Source organism: Pseudomonas agronomica (genome assembly GCF_025917275.1).
GTDB lineage: Bacteria > Pseudomonadota > Gammaproteobacteria > Pseudomonadales > Pseudomonadaceae > Aquipseudomonas > Aquipseudomonas agronomica.
On record NZ_JAOSHO010000061.1, the window covers coordinates 1 to 18,007 of the forward strand.

At 58.3% G+C, this 18,007-nt stretch carries 18 protein-coding genes and 1 pseudogene; 12 read left to right on the forward strand and 7 right to left on the reverse strand.

Going from position 1 to position 18,007, the window contains the following annotated elements; genetic code table 11:
- Positions 1-29: 29 nt before the first annotated feature.
- The 3 genes from OC610_RS07505 to OC610_RS07515 form a co-directional block, all read right to left on the reverse strand.
- Entirely contained in the window at positions 30-977 is a 948-nt protein-coding gene (locus OC610_RS07505; RefSeq protein ID WP_264427246.1) for an ornithine cyclodeaminase family protein, read from the reverse strand.
- 159 nt (positions 978-1,136) lie between these two features.
- Positions 1,137-2,615 carry an ATP-dependent RNA helicase RhlB gene (gene rhlB / locus OC610_RS07510; protein ID WP_264427247.1) on the reverse strand — a complete coding sequence of 493 codons (1,479 nt, stop codon included), beginning with the start codon at positions 2,613-2,615 and terminating at the stop codon, positions 1,137-1,139.
- A 98-nt stretch (positions 2,616-2,713) separates the two neighbouring features.
- The gene (locus OC610_RS07515; protein WP_264427248.1) at positions 2,714-3,370 is read right to left on the reverse strand and encodes an alpha/beta hydrolase; all 657 of its coding nucleotides are present in this window, start codon (positions 3,368-3,370) and stop codon (positions 2,714-2,716) included.
- A 470-nt stretch (positions 3,371-3,840) separates the two neighbouring features.
- On the opposite strand from OC610_RS07515, the gene OC610_RS07520 reads away from it, so the two are divergent.
- The 4 genes from OC610_RS07520 (at position 3,841) to OC610_RS07535 (ending at position 8,002) form a co-directional block, all read left to right on the forward strand.
- Positions 3,841-4,872, forward strand: a complete 1,032-nt coding sequence (locus OC610_RS07520) for an amino acid ABC transporter substrate-binding protein (protein WP_264427249.1) — start codon at positions 3,841-3,843, stop codon at positions 4,870-4,872.
- Positions 4,873-4,937: 65 nt separating this feature from the next.
- Positions 4,938-6,119 (forward strand): amino acid ABC transporter permease, encoded by a 1,182-nt coding sequence (locus OC610_RS07525; protein ID WP_264427250.1) that lies wholly within the window; start codon positions 4,938-4,940, stop codon positions 6,117-6,119.
- Positions 6,120-6,129: 10 nt separating this feature from the next.
- On the forward strand, positions 6,130-7,227 hold the full coding sequence (locus OC610_RS07530; protein ID WP_264427251.1) for an amino acid ABC transporter permease: 1,098 nt from the start codon (positions 6,130-6,132) through the stop codon (positions 7,225-7,227).
- Positions 7,228-7,237: 10 nt separating this feature from the next.
- Positions 7,238-8,002, forward strand: coding sequence for an amino acid ABC transporter ATP-binding protein (locus OC610_RS07535; protein WP_003178331.1), 765 nt, complete (start codon positions 7,238-7,240; stop codon positions 8,000-8,002).
- A gap of 64 nt (positions 8,003-8,066) precedes the next feature.
- On the opposite strand, the gene OC610_RS07540 is transcribed toward OC610_RS07535, so the two are convergent.
- Positions 8,067-8,549, reverse strand: coding sequence for a type II toxin-antitoxin system MqsA family antitoxin (locus OC610_RS07540; protein WP_264427252.1), 483 nt, complete (start codon positions 8,547-8,549; stop codon positions 8,067-8,069).
- A gap of 4 nt (positions 8,550-8,553) precedes the next feature.
- A pseudogene (locus OC610_RS07545) lies at positions 8,554-8,856 on the reverse strand (type II toxin-antitoxin system MqsR family toxin); the annotation flags it as partial.
- Positions 8,857-9,021: 165 nt separating this feature from the next.
- Between OC610_RS07545 and OC610_RS07550 the strand changes: the two are divergent.
- From OC610_RS07550 to OC610_RS07580, 7 genes are all read left to right on the forward strand, one after another.
- Positions 9,022-9,681, forward strand: coding sequence for a FadR/GntR family transcriptional regulator (locus OC610_RS07550; RefSeq protein ID WP_264427253.1), 660 nt, complete (start codon positions 9,022-9,024; stop codon positions 9,679-9,681).
- A gap of 13 nt (positions 9,682-9,694) precedes the next feature.
- The gene (locus OC610_RS07555; RefSeq protein ID WP_264427254.1) at positions 9,695-10,999 is read left to right on the forward strand and encodes a CynX/NimT family MFS transporter; all 1,305 of its coding nucleotides are present in this window, start codon (positions 9,695-9,697) and stop codon (positions 10,997-10,999) included.
- Between the two features lie 85 nt (positions 11,000-11,084).
- Complete coding sequence (locus tag OC610_RS07560; protein WP_264427255.1) at positions 11,085-11,555, forward strand: nuclear transport factor 2 family protein; 471 nt, start codon at positions 11,085-11,087, stop codon at positions 11,553-11,555.
- 40 nt (positions 11,556-11,595) lie between these two features.
- Positions 11,596-11,919, forward strand: a complete 324-nt coding sequence (locus OC610_RS07565) for a GIY-YIG nuclease family protein (protein ID WP_408636557.1) — start codon at positions 11,596-11,598, stop codon at positions 11,917-11,919.
- Between the two features lie 79 nt (positions 11,920-11,998).
- Positions 11,999-12,934: a glutathione S-transferase family protein gene (locus OC610_RS07570; RefSeq protein ID WP_264427257.1), complete on the forward strand. Its 936-nt coding sequence runs from the start codon at positions 11,999-12,001 to the stop codon at positions 12,932-12,934.
- A 322-nt stretch (positions 12,935-13,256) separates the two neighbouring features.
- Positions 13,257-14,411 (forward strand): DUF2599 domain-containing protein, encoded by a 1,155-nt coding sequence (locus OC610_RS07575; protein WP_264427258.1) that lies wholly within the window; start codon positions 13,257-13,259, stop codon positions 14,409-14,411.
- 73 nt (positions 14,412-14,484) lie between these two features.
- On the forward strand, positions 14,485-15,690 hold the full coding sequence (locus tag OC610_RS07580; protein WP_264427259.1) for a DUF2599 domain-containing protein: 1,206 nt from the start codon (positions 14,485-14,487) through the stop codon (positions 15,688-15,690).
- 70 nt (positions 15,691-15,760) lie between these two features.
- On the opposite strand, the gene OC610_RS07585 is transcribed toward OC610_RS07580, so the two are convergent.
- Both OC610_RS07585 and yejK read right to left on the reverse strand, forming a co-directional pair.
- Positions 15,761-16,024: a hypothetical protein gene (locus OC610_RS07585; protein ID WP_264427260.1), complete on the reverse strand. Its 264-nt coding sequence runs from the start codon at positions 16,022-16,024 to the stop codon at positions 15,761-15,763.
- Between the two features lie 237 nt (positions 16,025-16,261).
- The gene (yejK, locus tag OC610_RS07590) at positions 16,262-17,266 is read right to left on the reverse strand and encodes a nucleoid-associated protein YejK (protein WP_030139623.1); all 1,005 of its coding nucleotides are present in this window, start codon (positions 17,264-17,266) and stop codon (positions 16,262-16,264) included.
- A 395-nt stretch (positions 17,267-17,661) separates the two neighbouring features.
- On the opposite strand from yejK, the gene OC610_RS07595 reads away from it, so the two are divergent.
- The gene (locus tag OC610_RS07595; protein WP_030139622.1) at positions 17,662-17,943 is read left to right on the forward strand and encodes an HU family DNA-binding protein; all 282 of its coding nucleotides are present in this window, start codon (positions 17,662-17,664) and stop codon (positions 17,941-17,943) included.
- Positions 17,944-18,007: the final 64 nt, after the last annotated feature.

The window sequence follows — 18,007 nt, forward strand, 5'->3', positions numbered from 1 at the left end:
GCTCGCTCCCACAAGGGAAAATGGGTGTGTCAGTTGTGAAGTCGATACAGCGCATTCGCCAGCGCAACATCTTCCAGCCCCAACCCAATGGAACGGAAAAACACATGGCGCTCATAGTTCGGACGCGCGGCCCGTTCGCTCAGCAGATCGGGCAAGTCACCCATGATCTTCGAGGCCTCCCAGCCATGCTGTTCAGCGGCGATCAGCATCTCGCCGGCCGAGCCCGGGGTGGTCTGACGATAGTCGCAGAACACATCCATGTCGTTGAGGCTCTGGGGCGGTACTTCGTGCGCGCGCGGGGCATTGGTGCTGATCGATGTGATCAACGCCGGTTTGCCGAGGGTCCGCGGGTCGAGCACCGCCTTGGCGGATGAGGTGCAGAGCATCACCACATCGGCGTCGTGCAGCGTCGCTTCAAGGGTGTCGGCGATTTGCAGGCGCGGGTCCAGGCCTGTTATCGAGGCAAGTTGTTCTGCCGACCTGGCCTTCAGGCCTGGCGAATAGAGACTGATGGCTTGCCAATCCCGCAGGCCCTTGACGTATTGAATATGCGCCTGGGCCACCGAACCGCTGCCGATCACTGCCAGGCGCTTGGCCTTGAGTGGGGCGAGGGCGTCGACGGCGACAGCGGTGGTGGCGGCAGTGCGGACGGTCGTCAGCTCGGCGGCATCGCACAACAAAAGCGGCTGGCCGGTTTGCATCGACATCAGCAACGTCCAGGCGGTGACCAACGGACCCTGTTCGCGGACGATATAGGGTGAGGTCTTGACCCCGTAGACCTGGTCTTCAGCCAGCACGCCCAGATAGTTGATGAAGTCCCCGGCGCCCTGGGGGAACTCCACCAGCTGCTGGGGCGGCTGCACGGCTTGCCCGACGGCGAGATCGCGGAATAGCTTGCGAAGGATCAGCAGCACATCGACATTTTCGAGCAGCGCCCGGGCCTGGGCTTGGGTCATGACATGAGGCGTGCTGGTCATCGTATGCTCCGGATGCGAGATAAACTAATTTGTCCATTATGGACTTTTAGTTTAATCGGGCAATATCCCAAGGCAAAAAAAAGCGCAGCCTGTATTGGCTGCGCTGATCGTTCCCACGCGTGGGAATGCCTCAATGGACGCTCTGCGTCCGTCTCGATGCTAAGGCCGCTTGCGCTCAACTGGTCGCAACAGATGCGTTGGCGGCATCTCGCAACTGATCTTGCGGCCCAGCAGCGCTTCGATCGACGGCAACTGGTAAGAGTCGTCTTCGCCAGCGAAGCTGATCGAGACGCCCGCGGCCCCGGCGCGACCGGTGCGGCCAATACGGTGCACGTAATCGTCCGGCACTTCCGGCAAGGTGAAGTTGATCACATGGCTGATGCCGTCGATGTGGATACCACGACCGGCCACGTCGGTGGCGACCAGCACGCGGATCTTGCCTTCGCGGAAACCTTCGAGGGTCTTGATGCGCTTGTGCTGCGGTACGTCGCCGGAGAGCTGGGCGGCGTTGACGCCATCACGCACCAGGCGCTCTTCGATGCGGCGCACTTCGTCCTTGCGGTTGGCGAATACCATCACCCGCTCCCAACCGTTGTCGTTGACCAGGTTGTAGAGCAGCTTGTACTTGTCGGCACCGGCGACGGCGTAGATGTGCTGTTCGACGTTTTCGCTGGCGACGTTCTCGGCTTCGATCTCGACGATGGCCGGATCGGTCGTCCACTGCTTGGCCAGGTTCATCACGTCATCAGTGAAAGTCGCGGAGAACAGCAATGTCTGGCGTTCGCTTTTCGGTGGGGTCTGGCGAATGATCTGGCGCACCTGCGGGATGAAGCCCATGTCGAGCATGCGGTCGGCTTCGTCCAGCACCATCACTTCGACCATGTCCAGGTGCACGTCGCCGCGCTGGTTGAAGTCCAGCAGGCGGCCCGGCGTGGCCACGAGGATGTCGCAGTGGCGGGCTTCGAGGTGCTTGAGTTGCTTGTCGAAATCCATGCCGCCCACGAACGTCATGACGTTCAGGCCGGTGTACTTGGTCAGGTCGGCGGCGTCCTTGGCGATCTGCACCACCAGCTCGCGGGTTGGCGCGATGATCAGCGCCCGCGGCTCACCCATGTAGCGTTCCTTGGGCGGCGGAGTCTGGAGCAGCTGGGTGATGATGGAGATCAGGAACGCGGCGGTCTTGCCTGTACCGGTTTGGGCGCGGCCGATGGCGTCTTTGCCGGCGAGGGTGTAACCGAGCACCTGCGCCTGGATCGGCGTGCAATAGGGGAAACCCAGGTCCTGGATGGCGTGCATCAGTTCTGGAGCGAGCTTGAAATCGTGGAAGCGGGTCTTGCCTTCCTGGGGTTCTACGACGAAATCCTCAAGCTTCCAGGCGACGACGGGCGCTTTTGGTGCGCGTTCGCGGCGTGGCCTTGGCGCTTCGCTACGGGGCTTTTCCTGGACCGGTGCGGCGACAGGCTGGGCAGCGGGTGAGGTCGTCGGCGTTGTCTTGGCCTGCGCAACCGGCGGAGCGGTCCGGCGCGGTTGTTGCGCATCGGTGCGGCTCGGGGCTTGGACTGGCGCGCTGGAAACAGGCGCGAGCTGCTCGGCCTCGCTTTTACCGAACATCTTCTTGAGTGCTTTGAGCACGGTCATCTCATCGATTGGTTAAGGAATGTACGCCGGCCAGTGTAATGCAAGAAACGGGCGCGGCGTAGTGTGTTCATCAAAGCGCTGGCGTGGCGATTTGCCTCTTAGCGCAACCGTTCGGCCAGCCAGGTGCCGATGTCGCGAATCTCCTCGGGTAACACTTCGTGGCCCATTGGGTATTCCTGCCATGTCACGGTGACACCATGGTGCTTCAAATACTCCTTGGCGGTCCTGCCCATCGGGTTGAGTACCACTTCATCGTATTGCCCGTGCAGCGCCAGGATCGGGATGCGTTGCTGGCTCGCAGACAATTGCAGTTCTTCACTGAATGTCGGGGCATAGGTCGACAGAGCGATCACGCCCCCCAGCGGTCCCTGCCATTTCACGAACGCGGTGTGATAAACCACCGCGCCGCCCTGGGAAAACCCCGCCAGGAAAATCCGCGAGGCGTCTATTCCGCTGGTTCGCTGGCTATCGATCAGGTCAATGACCCGCTGCGCCGAGGCTTCCAATTGGTCTTCGTCAATGGCCCGGGCCGGGCTCAGGGCGCGGATGTCGTACCAGCTGGGCATGGCGTAGCCGCCGTTGATCGTGACGGGTTGAGTCGGTGCCTGGGGCAGGACGAAGCGCGTGGTCAGCAGACTTTGCTGCAGCATTTCGGCAACCGGCATGAAGTCATAGCGATCGGCACCCAGGCCGTGGAGCCAGATAACGCACGCGTCGACAGTGCCGGAGGGCTCGAGAATCAAGGGGTCGGTCATGGTGTGCTCCAAAAATGTGCGGGCGCGCTCTATCAGTGCGTGATTACGGTGCGAGCCTGGTGTCTCAGTTAATTAGATGTCGCAATACTACAACTTTTTGTCTTGACCTCTTTAGTAAGGGGCAAGCGCAGCGGTGTGGTACGGGCTTTGCTATGGGGTAGCTGAGTGATGATTCTTACGCTGCGCGGTAACACTATCAGCTCGACGCGACGCATGGGATATCAGAAATCCGGTGATGGATGTTCGCCAATAGCCGCTACGGGCTTCGCGAACGTGAAGGGCTACAGCCCGTTCGGCCGATTGGTGAGAAGTGAGCAGCCCACTGTTTATTGGCGCTCTCATTAATAGACTCATAGCGAAGGTCCAGACGTCGGTTGACCCTAAAAAAAGCCAACAAGGGTCGGCAATGCCCCAAAAGGGTGCGACAGGACTCAAGCTCCGACACAACAAGAGCAAAACTGGAGGTTTGAATGAAGTTACTGAAATCCACCCTGGCAGTCGTGACTGCAGCAGCAGTCCTCGGCGTCAGCGGGTTCGCTCAGGCGGGTGCAACCCTGGATGCCGTGCAGAAGAAAGGTTTTGTGCAATGTGGTGTAAGTGATGGCCTGCCGGGTTTCTCGGTGCCTGACTCCACCGGCAAGATCGTCGGTATCGACGCTGACTTCTGCCGCGCCGTTGCCGCTGCGGTCTTTGGCGATGCATCCAAGGTCAAGTTCAGCCAGTTGAACGCCAAGGAGCGCTTCACCGCGCTGCAGTCCGGCGAAATCGATATGCTCTCGCGCAACTCCACCATGACCAGCTCCCGCGACGCCGGCATGGGCTTGAAATTCCCTGGTTTCATTACCTACTACGACGGCATCGGCTTCCTGGCCAACCAGAAACTGGGCGTCAAGAGCGCCAAGGAACTGGACGGTGCAACCATCTGCATCCAGGCCGGTACCACCACCGAGCTGAACGTGTCCGACTACTTCCGCGCCAATGGCCTGAAGTACACCCCGATCACTTTCGACACCTCCGATGAAAGCGCCAAGTCGCTGGAATCCGGTCGTTGCGACGTGCTGACCTCCGACAAGTCCCAGCTGTTCGCCCAGCGCAGCAAGCTGGCTTCGCCGAAGGACTACGTGGTTCTGCCGGAAACCATTTCCAAGGAGCCCCTGGGCCCGGTCGTGCGTAACGGCGACGACGAGTGGCTGGCCATCGTTCGTTGGACTGGCTACGCCATGCTCAACGCCGAAGAGGCAGGCGTTACTTCGGCAAACGTCGAAGCAGAAGCCAAGTCCACCAAGAACCCTGACGTGGCTCGTATGCTGGGTGCTGACGGTGAATACGGTAAAGACCTGAAGCTGCCGAAAGACTGGGTCGTGCAAATCGTCAAGCAAGTGGGTAACTACGGCGAAATGTTCGAGCGCAACCTCGGCAAGAAGACTCCGCTGGAAATCGATCGCGGCCTGAACGCTCTGTGGAACGCAGGCGGCATCCAATACGCACCACCAGTGCGCTGATGGTTCTATCACCCGGTGGGCCAACCACCGGGTGATGTTCTGTTCCATTCTTTGCGGGGCACTTCATGCAAAATTCAATCGGCGCACCTAAGCAGAGGCTCAGCCTCAGCGATCCACGAGTGCGTGCGTGGGTATTTCAGATCGTCACCATCGTGGCGGTCATCGCACTGGGCTGGTTTCTGTTCGATAACACACAGACCAACCTTGCACACCGGGGCATCACTTCCGGTTTCGGCTTTCTGGAGCGCAGTGCCGGTTTCGGCATCGCCCAACACCTGATCGACTACACCGAAGCGGACAGTTATGCCCGCGTCTTTGTCATCGGTTTGCTCAATACTCTGTTGGTGACCTTCATTGGCGTGATCCTGGCGACCATCCTGGGGTTCATCATCGGCGTCGCACGCTTGTCGAAGAACTGGATAATCTCCAAGCTGGCGACCGTCTACGTGGAGGTCTTTCGTAACATCCCACCGCTGTTGCAGATCCTGTTCTGGTACTTCGCCGTATTCCTGACGATGCCGGGACCAAGGGCTGCCCACAACTTTGGCGACACCTTCTTCGTCAGCAGCCGAGGCCTGAACATGCCGGCGGCGCTGATGGCGGAAGGGTTCTGGCCGTTCGTGGTCAGTATCGTGCTGGCGATTGTCGCGATCGTGCTGATGACCCGCTGGGCCAACAAGCGGTTCGAAGCGACCGGCGAGCCGTTCCATAAATTCTGGGTCGGCCTGGCGTTGTTCCTGGTGATCCCGGCGCTGTGCACCCTGGTTTTCGGGGCGCCTGTGCATTGGGAGATGCCGGAGCTCAAGGGCTTCAACTTCGTTGGCGGCTGGGTGTTGATCCCTGAGCTGCTGGCGTTGACCCTGGCCTTGACCGTGTACACCGCGGCGTTCATCGCCGAGATCGTGCGTTCGGGTATCAAGTCGGTCAGCCATGGCCAGACCGAGGCGGCTCACTCTTTGGGGCTGCGCAACGGTCCGACCCTGCGCAAGGTGATCATCCCGCAAGCCCTGCGCGTGATCATCCCGCCGTTGACCAGCCAATACCTGAACCTGGCGAAGAACTCGTCCCTGGCCGCCGGTATCGGTTACCCGGAAATGGTTTCGCTGTTTGCTGGCACGGTGTTGAACCAGACCGGCCAGGCCATCGAGGTGATCGCGATCACCATGAGTGTGTACCTGGCGATCAGTATCAGCATTTCCTTGCTGATGAACTGGTACAACAAGCGCATTGCGCTGATCGAGCGGTGAGGAAAAGCGCATGACATCCCATACTTTCAAACCTGATATGCCGCCACCGAGCAAAGTGTTCGGGCCGGTGGCATGGATGCGCGCGAACATGTTCTCCAGCTGGATCAACACGCTGCTGACCCTGTTCGCGTTCTACCTGATCTACTTGATCATCCCGCCGATCCTCCATTGGGCGATCCTGGATGCCAACTGGGTAGGCACCACGCGCGCCGATTGCACCAAGGAGGGCGCCTGCTGGGTGTTCATCCAGCAGCGCTTCGGCCAGTTCATGTATGGCTACTACCCGACGGAGCTGCGCTGGCGCGTAGACCTCACCGTGTGGTTGGCCGTGATCGGCGTGGCGCCGCTGTTCATCTCGCGCTTCCCGCGCAAGGCGATCTACGGCCTGAGCTTCCTGGTGGTGTACCCGATCGTCGCCTGGTGCCTGTTGCACGGTGGCGTGCTGGGCCTGGCCACCGTGGCGACCAGCCAATGGGGCGGCCTGATGCTGACCCTGGTGATCGCCACCGTCGGCATCGCCGGCGCCTTGCCGCTGGGCATCGTCCTGGCGCTGGGCCGTCGTTCGAACCTGCCGGCGATCCGCGTGGTCTGCGTGACGTTCATCGAGTTCTGGCGCGGCGTGCCGTTGATCACGGTGCTGTTCATGTCCTCGGTCATGCTGCCGCTGTTCCTGCCTGAAGGCATGAACTTCGACAAGCTGCTGCGGGCACTGATCGGCGTGATCCTGTTCCAGTCGGCCTACGTGGCCGAAGTGGTGCGCGGTGGCCTGCAAGCGATTCCCAAGGGGCAATACGAAGCGGCCGCGGCGATGGGCCTGGGCTACTGGCGCAGCATGGGCCTGGTAATTCTGCCGCAAGCCCTGAAGCTGGTGATCCCGGGTATCGTCAACACCTTCATCGCGTTGTTCAAGGACACGAGCCTGGTGATCATCATCGGCCTGTTCGACTTGCTCAACAGCGTGAAACAAGCTGCCGCCGACCCGAAATGGCTGGGCATGGCCACCGAAGGCTATGTGTTCGCCGCCCTGGTGTTCTGGATTTTCTGTTTTGGTATGTCCCGCTATTCCATGCATTTGGAACGCAAGCTGGACACTGGCCACAAGCGTTAGGAGTTGACTCATGAGTGAAGCGATCAAACAGCCTGTGAGCCCTGAAGGCATTATTCAGATGCAGGGCGTGAACAAGTGGTACGGCCAGTTCCACGTGTTGAAAGACATCAACCTGAACGTCAAGCAGGGCGAACGTATCGTGCTGTGTGGCCCGTCGGGTTCCGGCAAGTCCACGACTATCCGCTGCCTCAACCGCCTGGAAGAGCACCAGCAGGGTCGCATCGTGGTCGATGGCGTGGAACTGACCAACGACCTCAAGCAGATCGAAGCGATCCGCCGTGAAGTCGGCATGGTGTTCCAGCACTTCAACCTGTTCCCGCACCTGACCATCCTGCAGAACTGCACCCTGGCGCCGATGTGGGTGCGCAAGATGCCCAAGCGCAAGGCCGAGGAAATCGCCATGCATTACCTGGAACGCGTTCGCATTCCAGAGCAGGCGCACAAGTACCCGGGCCAGCTCTCCGGCGGTCAGCAACAGCGTGTGGCGATCGCCCGCGCCTTGTGCATGAAGCCGAAGATCATGCTGTTCGACGAACCGACCTCGGCCCTCGACCCGGAAATGGTGAAAGAGGTGCTCGACACCATGATCGGCCTGGCCGAAGACGGCATGACCATGCTCTGCGTGACTCACGAAATGGGCTTCGCCCGCACCGTGGCCAATCGCGTGATCTTCATGGACAAGGGTGAAATCGTCGAACAGGCCGCGCCGAACGACTTCTTCGACAACCCGCAGAACGACCGCACCAAGCTGTTCCTGAGCCAGATCCTGCATTGATCGGCGCCAGGCAGTGAAATAAGCCCGGACTTGTCCGGGTTTATTTTTTTGCAGTGCCGGCGGCTCAGGAGGCCGTGAGGGTTTCGTGCTCCTTGTGCACTGTCGTCTTGAATCCTCTCAGGTCCGCGTCTTCAGCCAGGGTTCTTGCATCTGCAAGCAGGTGCGGGTAGCGATCAAGCAGGCGCATCAGCAACGTCAGTGCTTTTGGCGCCAGGACCTCGCCACGCTCGTAGCGGGAAAAAGCGTTGTGTCCACCGCCCGATAGCAGCAGTACCGCTTCCTTTTGCGACAGATGCAGTTTGCGCCGGACACGTTTGATCTCTTCACCGATCATTCGCCTGGCCGCATTGACCAGTTCATCACCTGCCTGGTCGTAGCGATCCGAGCAGCTTGAATCGAGCTCGACTTCGCCGCACATCTGACATTCCCAGCCAGACAAGTCATCGATCCGGCGTTCCAGCCCCTTGACGCTGATGGTTTCGCCGCGACCTTCGAAATGCAACATGCCCTCCGGGGCACCACAGCTGAAGCATTGCTGGTGTTTCATGAGTTTTCTCCTTGAAGGAAATTACCGGTGGGCCTCCGCAGGGGCGGTACGTCACCTTCAGGTAAATCTGCAGACCGTGTGAATTGGCGTGGTAGACGTCATGCCAGACTCGATGATCGTCATAGGTGGTCATCGATTTGTAGAACTGTTTTCGCTCAAGCCCATGGATGACCTGCTGCATGTCCGAGACGTTTAAACCGAGCGTTCGAGCAGTGTTCTTCGCAGTGCTGGTGAAAGCTTTCCCTTTAAGCCGCCTGACATCCGCCTGTATCGCTACCAAGGCGTAATGGGGTGTGTTCTTTTCCATGGAACGGTGCGCCTTGTTCGTAAAATTACCCTTAAAGGGTAATTTTGACTAATCGAAAATCTCGTTTCTTTTGCCTCCCGTTGACCTTAGGCGGTTGCCGTCCTACATGAAGCTGACTAACATGTCAGAAAATTCATCCTATGATTGGATGAAAAGGCGAGTCCCATGTCCGACATTTCACCATTGATAAAACGCTCCCTGGTTGATCAGGCCCTGGAGCAATTGCGTCAACGCATCAGCGACGGGGTCTGGGCCGTCGGCCAGCGCTTGCCCACCGAGCCGGAGCTGGTGGCCGAACTCGGTATCAGCCGCAACACCGTGCGCGAAGCCATGCGCGTGCTGGCGTTTTCCGGGTTGATCGAGATACGCCAGGGCGATGGCAGTTATGTCCGGGCAGTGGTCGATCCGCTGGACACGCTCAAGGCGTTGTCGCGCTGTTCGCTGGAACAGGCTCGGGAAACCCGCCACATCCTGGAGGTGGAGGCCATCGGCCTGGCGGCGCTGCGGCGTACCGATGAGGATTTGCTTGCGTTGCGCCAGGCGCTGAAAACCAGCGGCGAGCATTATCACGGCGACCTGGAGCACTACATCGCCTGCGATCTGATCTTCCATCGTCTATTGGTGGACGCCGCCCACAATCCGGCCCTCAGCGAGCTGTATCGCTATTTTTCCAGCGTGATCGGCGCGCAATTGCGCCACAGCCTCAACATCATTCCTCGTCATCAACACGTGTTCGATCTGCACATCGAAATCCTCGAAGCCGTCGAGCGACAGGATCCGGAGCGGGCCAAGGCCCTGTGCCGGCAGTTGATCAATGAACCCTGACCCCGAGTTTTCCATGTCCCGCGATCCGCTAGATCACACCACCGCCGCCGCGCATAAACGCGCCGCCGAACTTGAAGAATTGCTGATCGATGCCGAAGCCGACGACGAGCAGACCCAGCAGAGCCACCCGTTGGTGCCTAGGCCCTGGCTGTTGTTGCTTGGGCTGATACTGGTTGCGTTGAACCTGCGCCCGGCGCTGTCGAGCATGGCGCCGCTGCTTAGCGAGGTTTCAAAGAGCTTGGGGCTGTCGGCTGCGCAAGCGGGTTTGTTGACGACGCTGCCGGTGCTTTGCCTGGGCCTGTTCGCGCCGTTGGCGCCGGTGCTGGCGCGGCGTTTCGGTGCCGAGCGTGTGGTGCTGGGGATCTTGCTGGCGCTGGCCGGTGGAATTGTCCTGCGCAGTTCGTTCGGCCAGTTCGGCTTGTTCGCCGGGAGTATTCTGGCGGGTGCCAGTATCGGGATCATCGGCGTGCTGTTGCCGGGCATCGTCAAGCGCGACTTCGCCAAACAGGCCGGCACCATGACCGGTGTCTACACCATGGCCCTTTGCCTGGGCGCCGCGATGGCGGCAGGGGCGACGGTGCCGCTGAGCGAACACCTTGGGAACAATTGGACCTTGGGATTGGGATTCTGGGTGGCCCCGGCGTTGGTGGCTGCGGTGTTCTGGCTGCCACAAGTGGGCCAGGAACACGGCGCCCATCAAGTGGCGTACCGGGTCCGTGGCTTGCTGCGTGATCCCTTGGCCTGGCAAGTGACCTTGTACATGGGGCTGCAATCGTCCCTGGCCTATATTGTGTTCGGCTGGCTGCCCTCGATTCTTATCGGCCGGGGGCTGAGCCCGACCCAGGCCGGGCTCGTGCTGTCCGGCTCGGTCATCGTGCAGTTGATCAGTTCGCTGGCGGCGCCCTGGCTGGCAACGCGTGGCAAGGACCAGCGCCTTGCCATCGTGATCGTCATGCTCATGACCCTGGGCGGGTTGTTCGGTTGCCTCTACGCGCCGATCGATGGTTTGTGGGGTTGGGCGATCCTGTTGGGGTTGGGGCAGGGCGCGACGTTCAGCCTGGCGCTCACCCTGATCGTGTTGCGTTCGCGGGATGCCCATGTGGCCGCCAACCTGTCCGGCATGGCCCAGGGCTTTGGTTATACGCTGGCGTCGCTGGGGCCTTTCGCGGTCGGCGTGGTCCATGACTTGACCGGCGGCTGGAATGCCCTGGGCTGGATCTTTGGCTTGATTGGCCTGGGAGCAATCATCGCTGGTATCGGTGCCGGACGGGCGTTGTATGTGGGTGTGGTCAGCGAAAGAGTCACGGATCGTCGTTGATATCATTTTCATGGCGAATGACGATGGTCTTCCCCGCGGTAGCAGATTATCGTGCAGGCCTACTGAAACGTTTCGGAGCCGGTCCATGAGTGATGCCCACAACGCCTTGATCACCCGTTTTTATCAGGCCTTCCAGCGCCTGGATGCCGAAGCCATGAGCGCTTGCTACACCGATGACGTGGTGTTCAGCGATCCAGCGTTCGGCGAACTGCGCGGGCGCGATGCCGGTGACATGTGGCGCATGCTGACGACCCGGGCCAAGGACTTTTCCCTGACCTTCGATAATGTGCGCAGCGACGAGCGCAGCGGCGGTGCACATTGGGTGGCGACGTACCTGTTCAGCCAGACCGGCAATGTTGTGATCAACGATATCCAGGCGCGCTTCGTGTTTCGCGATGGCAAGATCTGTGAGCACCACGACAGTTTCGATCTGTGGCGCTGGTCTCGTCAGGCGTTGGGTACCAAGGGCCTGCTGCTGGGTTGGACGCCGCTGGTGCGCAACGCCGTCCGGGCCCAGGCCCTCAAGGGGCTGCGGGCGTTCCAGGCCAGTCGCTGATAAGATCGCGGCTTGTTTCCTACGTGCTTGCTGAACATCCGTGACGACCGCAAACGAATCTTCCGATCTATGCATGCCCGAGGCGACCGAGCCGGGCAAGCCCTGGTTTGTCTACCTAGTGCGGGCCGCCAATGGCTCGCTGTACTGCGGCATCAGTGATGACCCGGTGCGGCGCTTCGCCAAGCATCAGAGCGGCAAGGGCGCGCGCTTCTTCCTGTCCAGCCCGGCGGTGGCCCTGGTGTATACCGAGGCCTGTCGCGACAAGGGCGAGGCGCTGCGCCAGGAGCGGCTGATCAAAAAGCTGAGGAAGAGTGCCAAGGAATGCTTGGTGGCCAGCGCAACAGCGCTCGATCAACCGCACTGATAGCCCTTCATCACGCGGGTAGGCTGTTGCTCGATGTCACGCTACAGTGCGGGACTTCCTACCTGCATTGGCGAATCTCATGTCAGAGCTGATCCTTCACCATTACCCGACATCTCCTTTCGCGGAAAAGGCCCGCCTGCTGCTGGGCTTCAAGGGCCTGGCCTGGCGTTCGGTGAGCATCCCGCCGATGATGCCCAAGCCCGACCTGACGGCATTGACGGGCGGCTATCGCAAGACGCCGGTGTTGCAGATCGGCGCGGATATCTATTGCGACACGTCGTTGATGGCCCGTCGGCTGGAACGGGAAAAGGCTTCACCTGCGCTGTTCCCTGAAGGCCGTGAAATGATCGCAGCGTCTTTCGCGGCGTGGGCTGATTCGGTGGTGTTCCAACATGCGGTGAGCCTGGTGTTCCAGCCTGAATCGGTGGCGGTGCGTTTTGCCAGGCTGTCCCCTGAAGCCATCAAGGCGTTCATCAGCGACCGCGCCGGGCTGTTCAGTGGCGGCACGACCACGCGTCTGTCTGCCGAGCAGGCCAAGCATCAGTGGCCGACGATCATGGCGCGGCTCGAGCAGCAATTGCAGCGCGAAGAAGGGGACTTCCTGTTGGGCGATCCGTCGATTGCCGATTTTGCCATGGCGCATCCGCTGTGGTTCCTCAAGGGCACGCCCGTTACGTCGCCGTTGGTGGATGAGCATCCGGCCGTATCGGCTTGGCTCGCGCGGGTGTTGGGCTTTGGTCATGGCGCGCCTAAAGAGATGAGCTCCGAAGATGCGTTGGACGTGGCCCGGAACGCTGCACCGGCGGCGCTGCCGGATGAACTGTTCAATGAGCCGAATGGCTTTGTGATGGGGCAGCAGGTAGTGGTCGCCGCGACTGACTATGGCGTCGATCCGGTGGCCGGAGAGTTGTTGTTTGCAGGCAGTGAGGAGCTGATCTTGCGTCGCGAAGATGAGCGCGCCGGGGTAGTGCATGTGCATTTCCCGCGGATGGGTTTCAGTCTTTCGTCCAAGTAACTGAAGCACGTCCCATCCAGCTTGAAGTTTCAGTCCACCCCATGACCAGGCAATACCGGTTTCCATGACTCCGTTATTGCCTGCCGGTCGACGAGTATCCGAACTGGCCACCGCAACGGACGGCCGCGCCTAGCGTTTCGTGCCCTATTACTCCATCCCCTTATAGCGGATCAGTTTAAAAAACTGTTAGTTCCGACAGTGGGCGGCGCCTGTGGGCTGCGTTTCACTGTGGATGGAAACTTTAAAAAACGGGTGCGCTATGAAATGTATATCTCTAGTGTCAGCGGCCTCCGCGTGGTTGATGTTATGCGGCGCAACTATATTGCCCTACGCGACTCCGGAACAACGTGGCATTGAAGTCGCAGATCAGCTAAGGCGTAATTATAACGACCTGAAAACCGATTGCGGAGCAGTCAGCAGACCTTCCTTTTTATGTTCAGGTGTCATCCTGCGAGGTACGGTATATTCTGACAACTACAGGGCTTGGGACCCGAGTCCCCAATCAACTGCTCAGGGCGCAACATCATTTTCTTTCTTGCGAAGAGATGCGAAGTTCAACTCCCTGGCCTCTGATCATAAAAATGGCTATATCCTTTATCCGGAATTCCTGAAACCGGTCAGTACGATGACCAAGGTCAGCGTGCTCTGCGCGTTTCCTGTTGATGCCGGGAGTCATGGCCGGCTTTCGGCCGGCTGTGGTGACTTCACGTCAACACCTCAAGTTGAAGACTACTGCCAAAACCTGGGCATAGCTACCGCTGAGCAATGGAATACGCATTACCGGAATAATGGGGGCTCCCATGCTCTTTCCTGCGGATTTAACGTAGCGTCAAATCCGCAGGGAAGAGGTGCCGAGGCGTTCATGGAGGTGCTGCGCTCCATGAAATATACAGAGAATGAGAACTTCAGTAGTGGAGGGCTCAGTAATAATGAAATACGAATTGCGGCATGGCCTTCCGGGCTGGCTGAACAACTTCCAATACAAGCTTTTTTTTATTTGGCGGGGGGCGTGGAGTCCGCTAAAAAGGATCAGCGCGCATTTTATGCCGATGGAGGGAGATTTGTTCCCGTCATTAAATTGACCTTCCCCGCAACACCGGGGCAAGACGCAACGTTTACATACAGTAGTGCTGACCAAGCCTCACTGGGTGATGTCGTTTGTAAACGATATATCGATTCTGCCTCTTGGGAGAAACATTTTAATCCCAGTTTGAATGCGCAGGCTTGGACGCTGTCGGTCATTCCGACGGATTGCGGAAGATCAATTGGGCCCGAACAAACCGAGGCATTTTTCAGTGAGATGTTGCGTAGTTATGGCAGCAGCGCCGAGTGGAGGGAGCAGGACGGTGGAGGGATGCGCCGACAATTGGTGTGTTTGATTTCTACCGTGCGTAAGAAGGATGTATGGAATCTTGAGCCATTTCGGCCTGATACCACTCATGAAAAAGCTGTAGCAGCAGGTTGTAATAATACCTAGTGAATCGTCCAGCTTAGCGCCGTAAGTGCGTATGCGGTGCTCTTGTTAATCGTCAGTAATAAGAGGTGTTGACATGAAAATGCTAGCGACAAGTCTGATATCAACTGGTTTTGGGTTATTGCTGTCATACGGTTCTGTAGTTCAAGCATTGGAGACCTCCGGAGCACAGGTCGCCTATGAGTTGAAAACGCTCTACAACGACAGACCTGTTAATTGCGGCACCGCTTCTATGCCGGGATTCCTATGCAGCGGTATTATTTTTCGCGCAACGATTCCTTCTACAGCCTATAAGTCCTGGGCGCCTAGTCCCGCCGCGGTTGCAAGTGGAGGGTTCTCATTCTCCTATTTAAGAGCAGATGCGGAATTCAGAAGATTGGTTCGCGACGAGAACAACGGCTTTATTATATTTCCTCCGCTGTTTGCGCCTGTGGGAAGACAGAAAATTAATGTTTTATGTATGTTTCCGGTGGATGGAGCCACTAACGTACGAACTGAAAATGGCTGCGGTGTCGCTCAAGGAGCCCAATCAAATAGTGATCTCTGTCATCGGCAAGGCATTTACACAGCAGAGCAATGGTATGACAAGCGTGTTGCTGACCGTTTCAATAACCTGAGTCAGTGCGGCTTCAATGTAAAGGATGATGCCAAGGAAAAGGCGACCCTTTCCTTCAACGAGGCCATCAAGGCAATGAGCCTGGGCGACAACGGAACCATCCATCAACAAAATGAAATGAGGTTGGCTACGGCGGCGTGGGACGTCAACCGGCCTGAGACGTTGCCAATAAAAGCGTTCTTTTATCTGCCGGGGGGGCTGGAGGATGCCCAGTATGACCAAAGGGATTATTTCTCGACAACCTCCGTTCTGGTCCCTGTGATTGCGATGACATTGCCCGGAACCCGGGCCCAAGATGCCAGTTTTGTTTTCAATGAGGCCGACCAGGCTATCAAGATGGCAAATCCAATGGACGGATATATCAACTACGCCAAATGGATAAAGCGTTATGACCCTGGCACTCGGAAGGACGAATGGAGCCTGTCTGTCGTTCCTACCGACAGGGGCCGTATGGCCACGGCGGAAAGTACTGATGCGGTGTATGCGGAGTTGGTAAGAAGATATGGCGACGATCCGCGCTGGGTAAATAATGACGGTGGTGGTATGCGTCGCCAACTGGTGTGTCACCTCGCTATTTCACGCAGTAAGTCTGAGTGGAATATGGAACCCTACAGGCCCGACGTTTCCCATGACGCGGCAGTGGCGGCAGGTTGTAATCCACATTGATTTTCAAGGTAAGGATAAGGTTTATCCAAACGCCCGAAGCAGTTGCTTTGGGCGTTGGGTGAGGCGTGGGTCAAAGATTGCAAAAGATCCAACCGACTGAGGTATTAACACCCTGCGCATTGAACGCGGCTTTCGCTTGGTTCAAAGCGTCGGGGGTCGTATTTGCGGTAATGTCAATGGGGCCTGCTATTGTTGCTCCTGCCAGAGTAGTGACTGTACATTTATAAGTCGCGGCAGAAGCCGAATCGGCATAAATCGCGGCCATTAAGCTTAACAGGCCAACACCGGCTACCTGTTGCACACGTAAGATTGCACGACGAATATTCGATTTCATTTTTATATGCTCCACATACGAGTTCGGTCATGAGGTCGTTCCAGTCGGGAGACCGACTGGACGCATATAAAAATATCGAATGGTTCAACGGCAATAATACTGTAGGACTTGACAGTGCCGACCAACGGCGTCCACGTGTTTTGGGCGGCCGTTGTCCAGCTCATGGGATTTAAACAGTGCCATCGCGGGGCATCGATGGCGTGCTGTTGAGACGATATTCAGTGGTTGTGCTGAATATCAATTGCGACGCTTGAGCTGATCAGTCAGCGACGTCGGCAACCCCTTGATGATCAGCGTGCCCGCCTCTTCGTCATACTCGATCTTGGAGCCCAGGAGGTGCGCTTCGAAGCTGATGGACAAGCCTTCGGCGCGGCCGGTGAAGCGGCGGAACTGGTTGAGGGTGCGTTTATCCGCCGGGATCTCCGGCGACAGGCCATAGTCCTTGTTTCGGATGTGATCGTAGAAGGCTTTCGGGCGCTCTTCGTCGATCAGCTCGGACAGTTCTTCCAGGCCCATGGGTTCGCCGAGCTTGGCCTGGCTGCTGGCGTAGTCCACCAAGGTCTTGGTCTTTTCCCGGGCATCGTCTTCCGGCAGGTCTTCGCTTTCGACGAAGTCGCTGAAGGCCTTGAGCAGGGTGCGGGTCTCGCCGGGGCCGTCCACGCCTTCCTGGCAGCCGATGAAGTCACGGAAGTACTCCGAAACCTTCTTGCCGTTCTTGCCCTTGATGAACGAAATGTACTGTTTGGACTGCTTGTTGTTCTGCCATTCCGACACGTTGATCCGCGCCGCCAGGTGCAGCTGGCCCAGATCCAGGTGACGAGACGGGGTGACGTCCAGCTCGTCAGTGACAGCAACGCCTTCGCTGTGGTGCAGCAGGGCGATGGCCAGGTAGTCGGTCATGCCTTGCTGGTAATGGGCGAACAGCACATGACCGCCCACCGACAAGTTGGATTCTTCCATCAGTTTCTGCAGATGCTCCACCGCCACGCGACTGAACGCGGTGAAATCCTTGCCGCCATCCAGGTACTCCTTCAGCCAGCCGCTGAACGGATGCGCCCCGGACTCGGCGTGGAAGAAACCCCAGGCCTTGCCTTGTTTGGCGTTATAGCTTTCATTGAGGTCGGCGAGCATGTTCTCGATGGCCGTGGACTCAGCCAGTTCGGAGTCGCGGGCGTGGAGCACAGCAGGGGTGCCGTCGGGTTTTTTGTCGATCAGGTGGACGATGCAATGACGGATCGGCATGGATTTCTCGGCTGATGAAAGAGAGGAGGGCACGCTCCCCGAAAAAGGGCCCAGTGTACCGCAATCACTGGTTTTGCAGCGCGTCGAAGGCCCTTTCGGACCCGTCCGACGTCCTGTGAGCGTTTTTTTACCGATTTAGCGCAATAAAGCTGACCATTTGGGTAGGTAGAGGCGGATATTTCACAGGCGTTGTGCTAGTTTTGCCCGGTCTTACGCGATGTCACTGCGTTAAGCGTGCATTCAGCATTTGTCAGGTCGAACCAAACCCGGATTTCGGCATCTATTACCCCGATCCGTCGTGGTGATGACCGAGGGCGGCTGATCAGATAGATCGGGCTCGATGGCTGACACTGCACTCTGCAATCCATATGAATTTGATAGGGAAGGAACACTACATGGCTCTTACTAAAGACCAACTGATCGCTGATTTGGCTGAATCTGTAGACGCACCAAAAGCTACCGTGCGTGCTCTGCTGGACCAACTGGGCCAAGTCGTTGCCGATCAGCTGGAAAACGGCGGCGAACTGACCTTGCCAGGCGTTGGCAAGCTGAAAGTCACCGAGCGTCCTGCCCGTACCGGTCGCAACCCTTCGACTGGCGCAGCCATCGAAATCCCGGCCAAGAAAGTGATCAAGCTGGTTGTGGCCAAAGGCCTGACCGACGCGGTCAACAAGTAAGATCGCTTGATAAAAAACCGTGCCGCGGAGCGATCCGGGCACGGTTTTTTATTGCCCTTGCAAA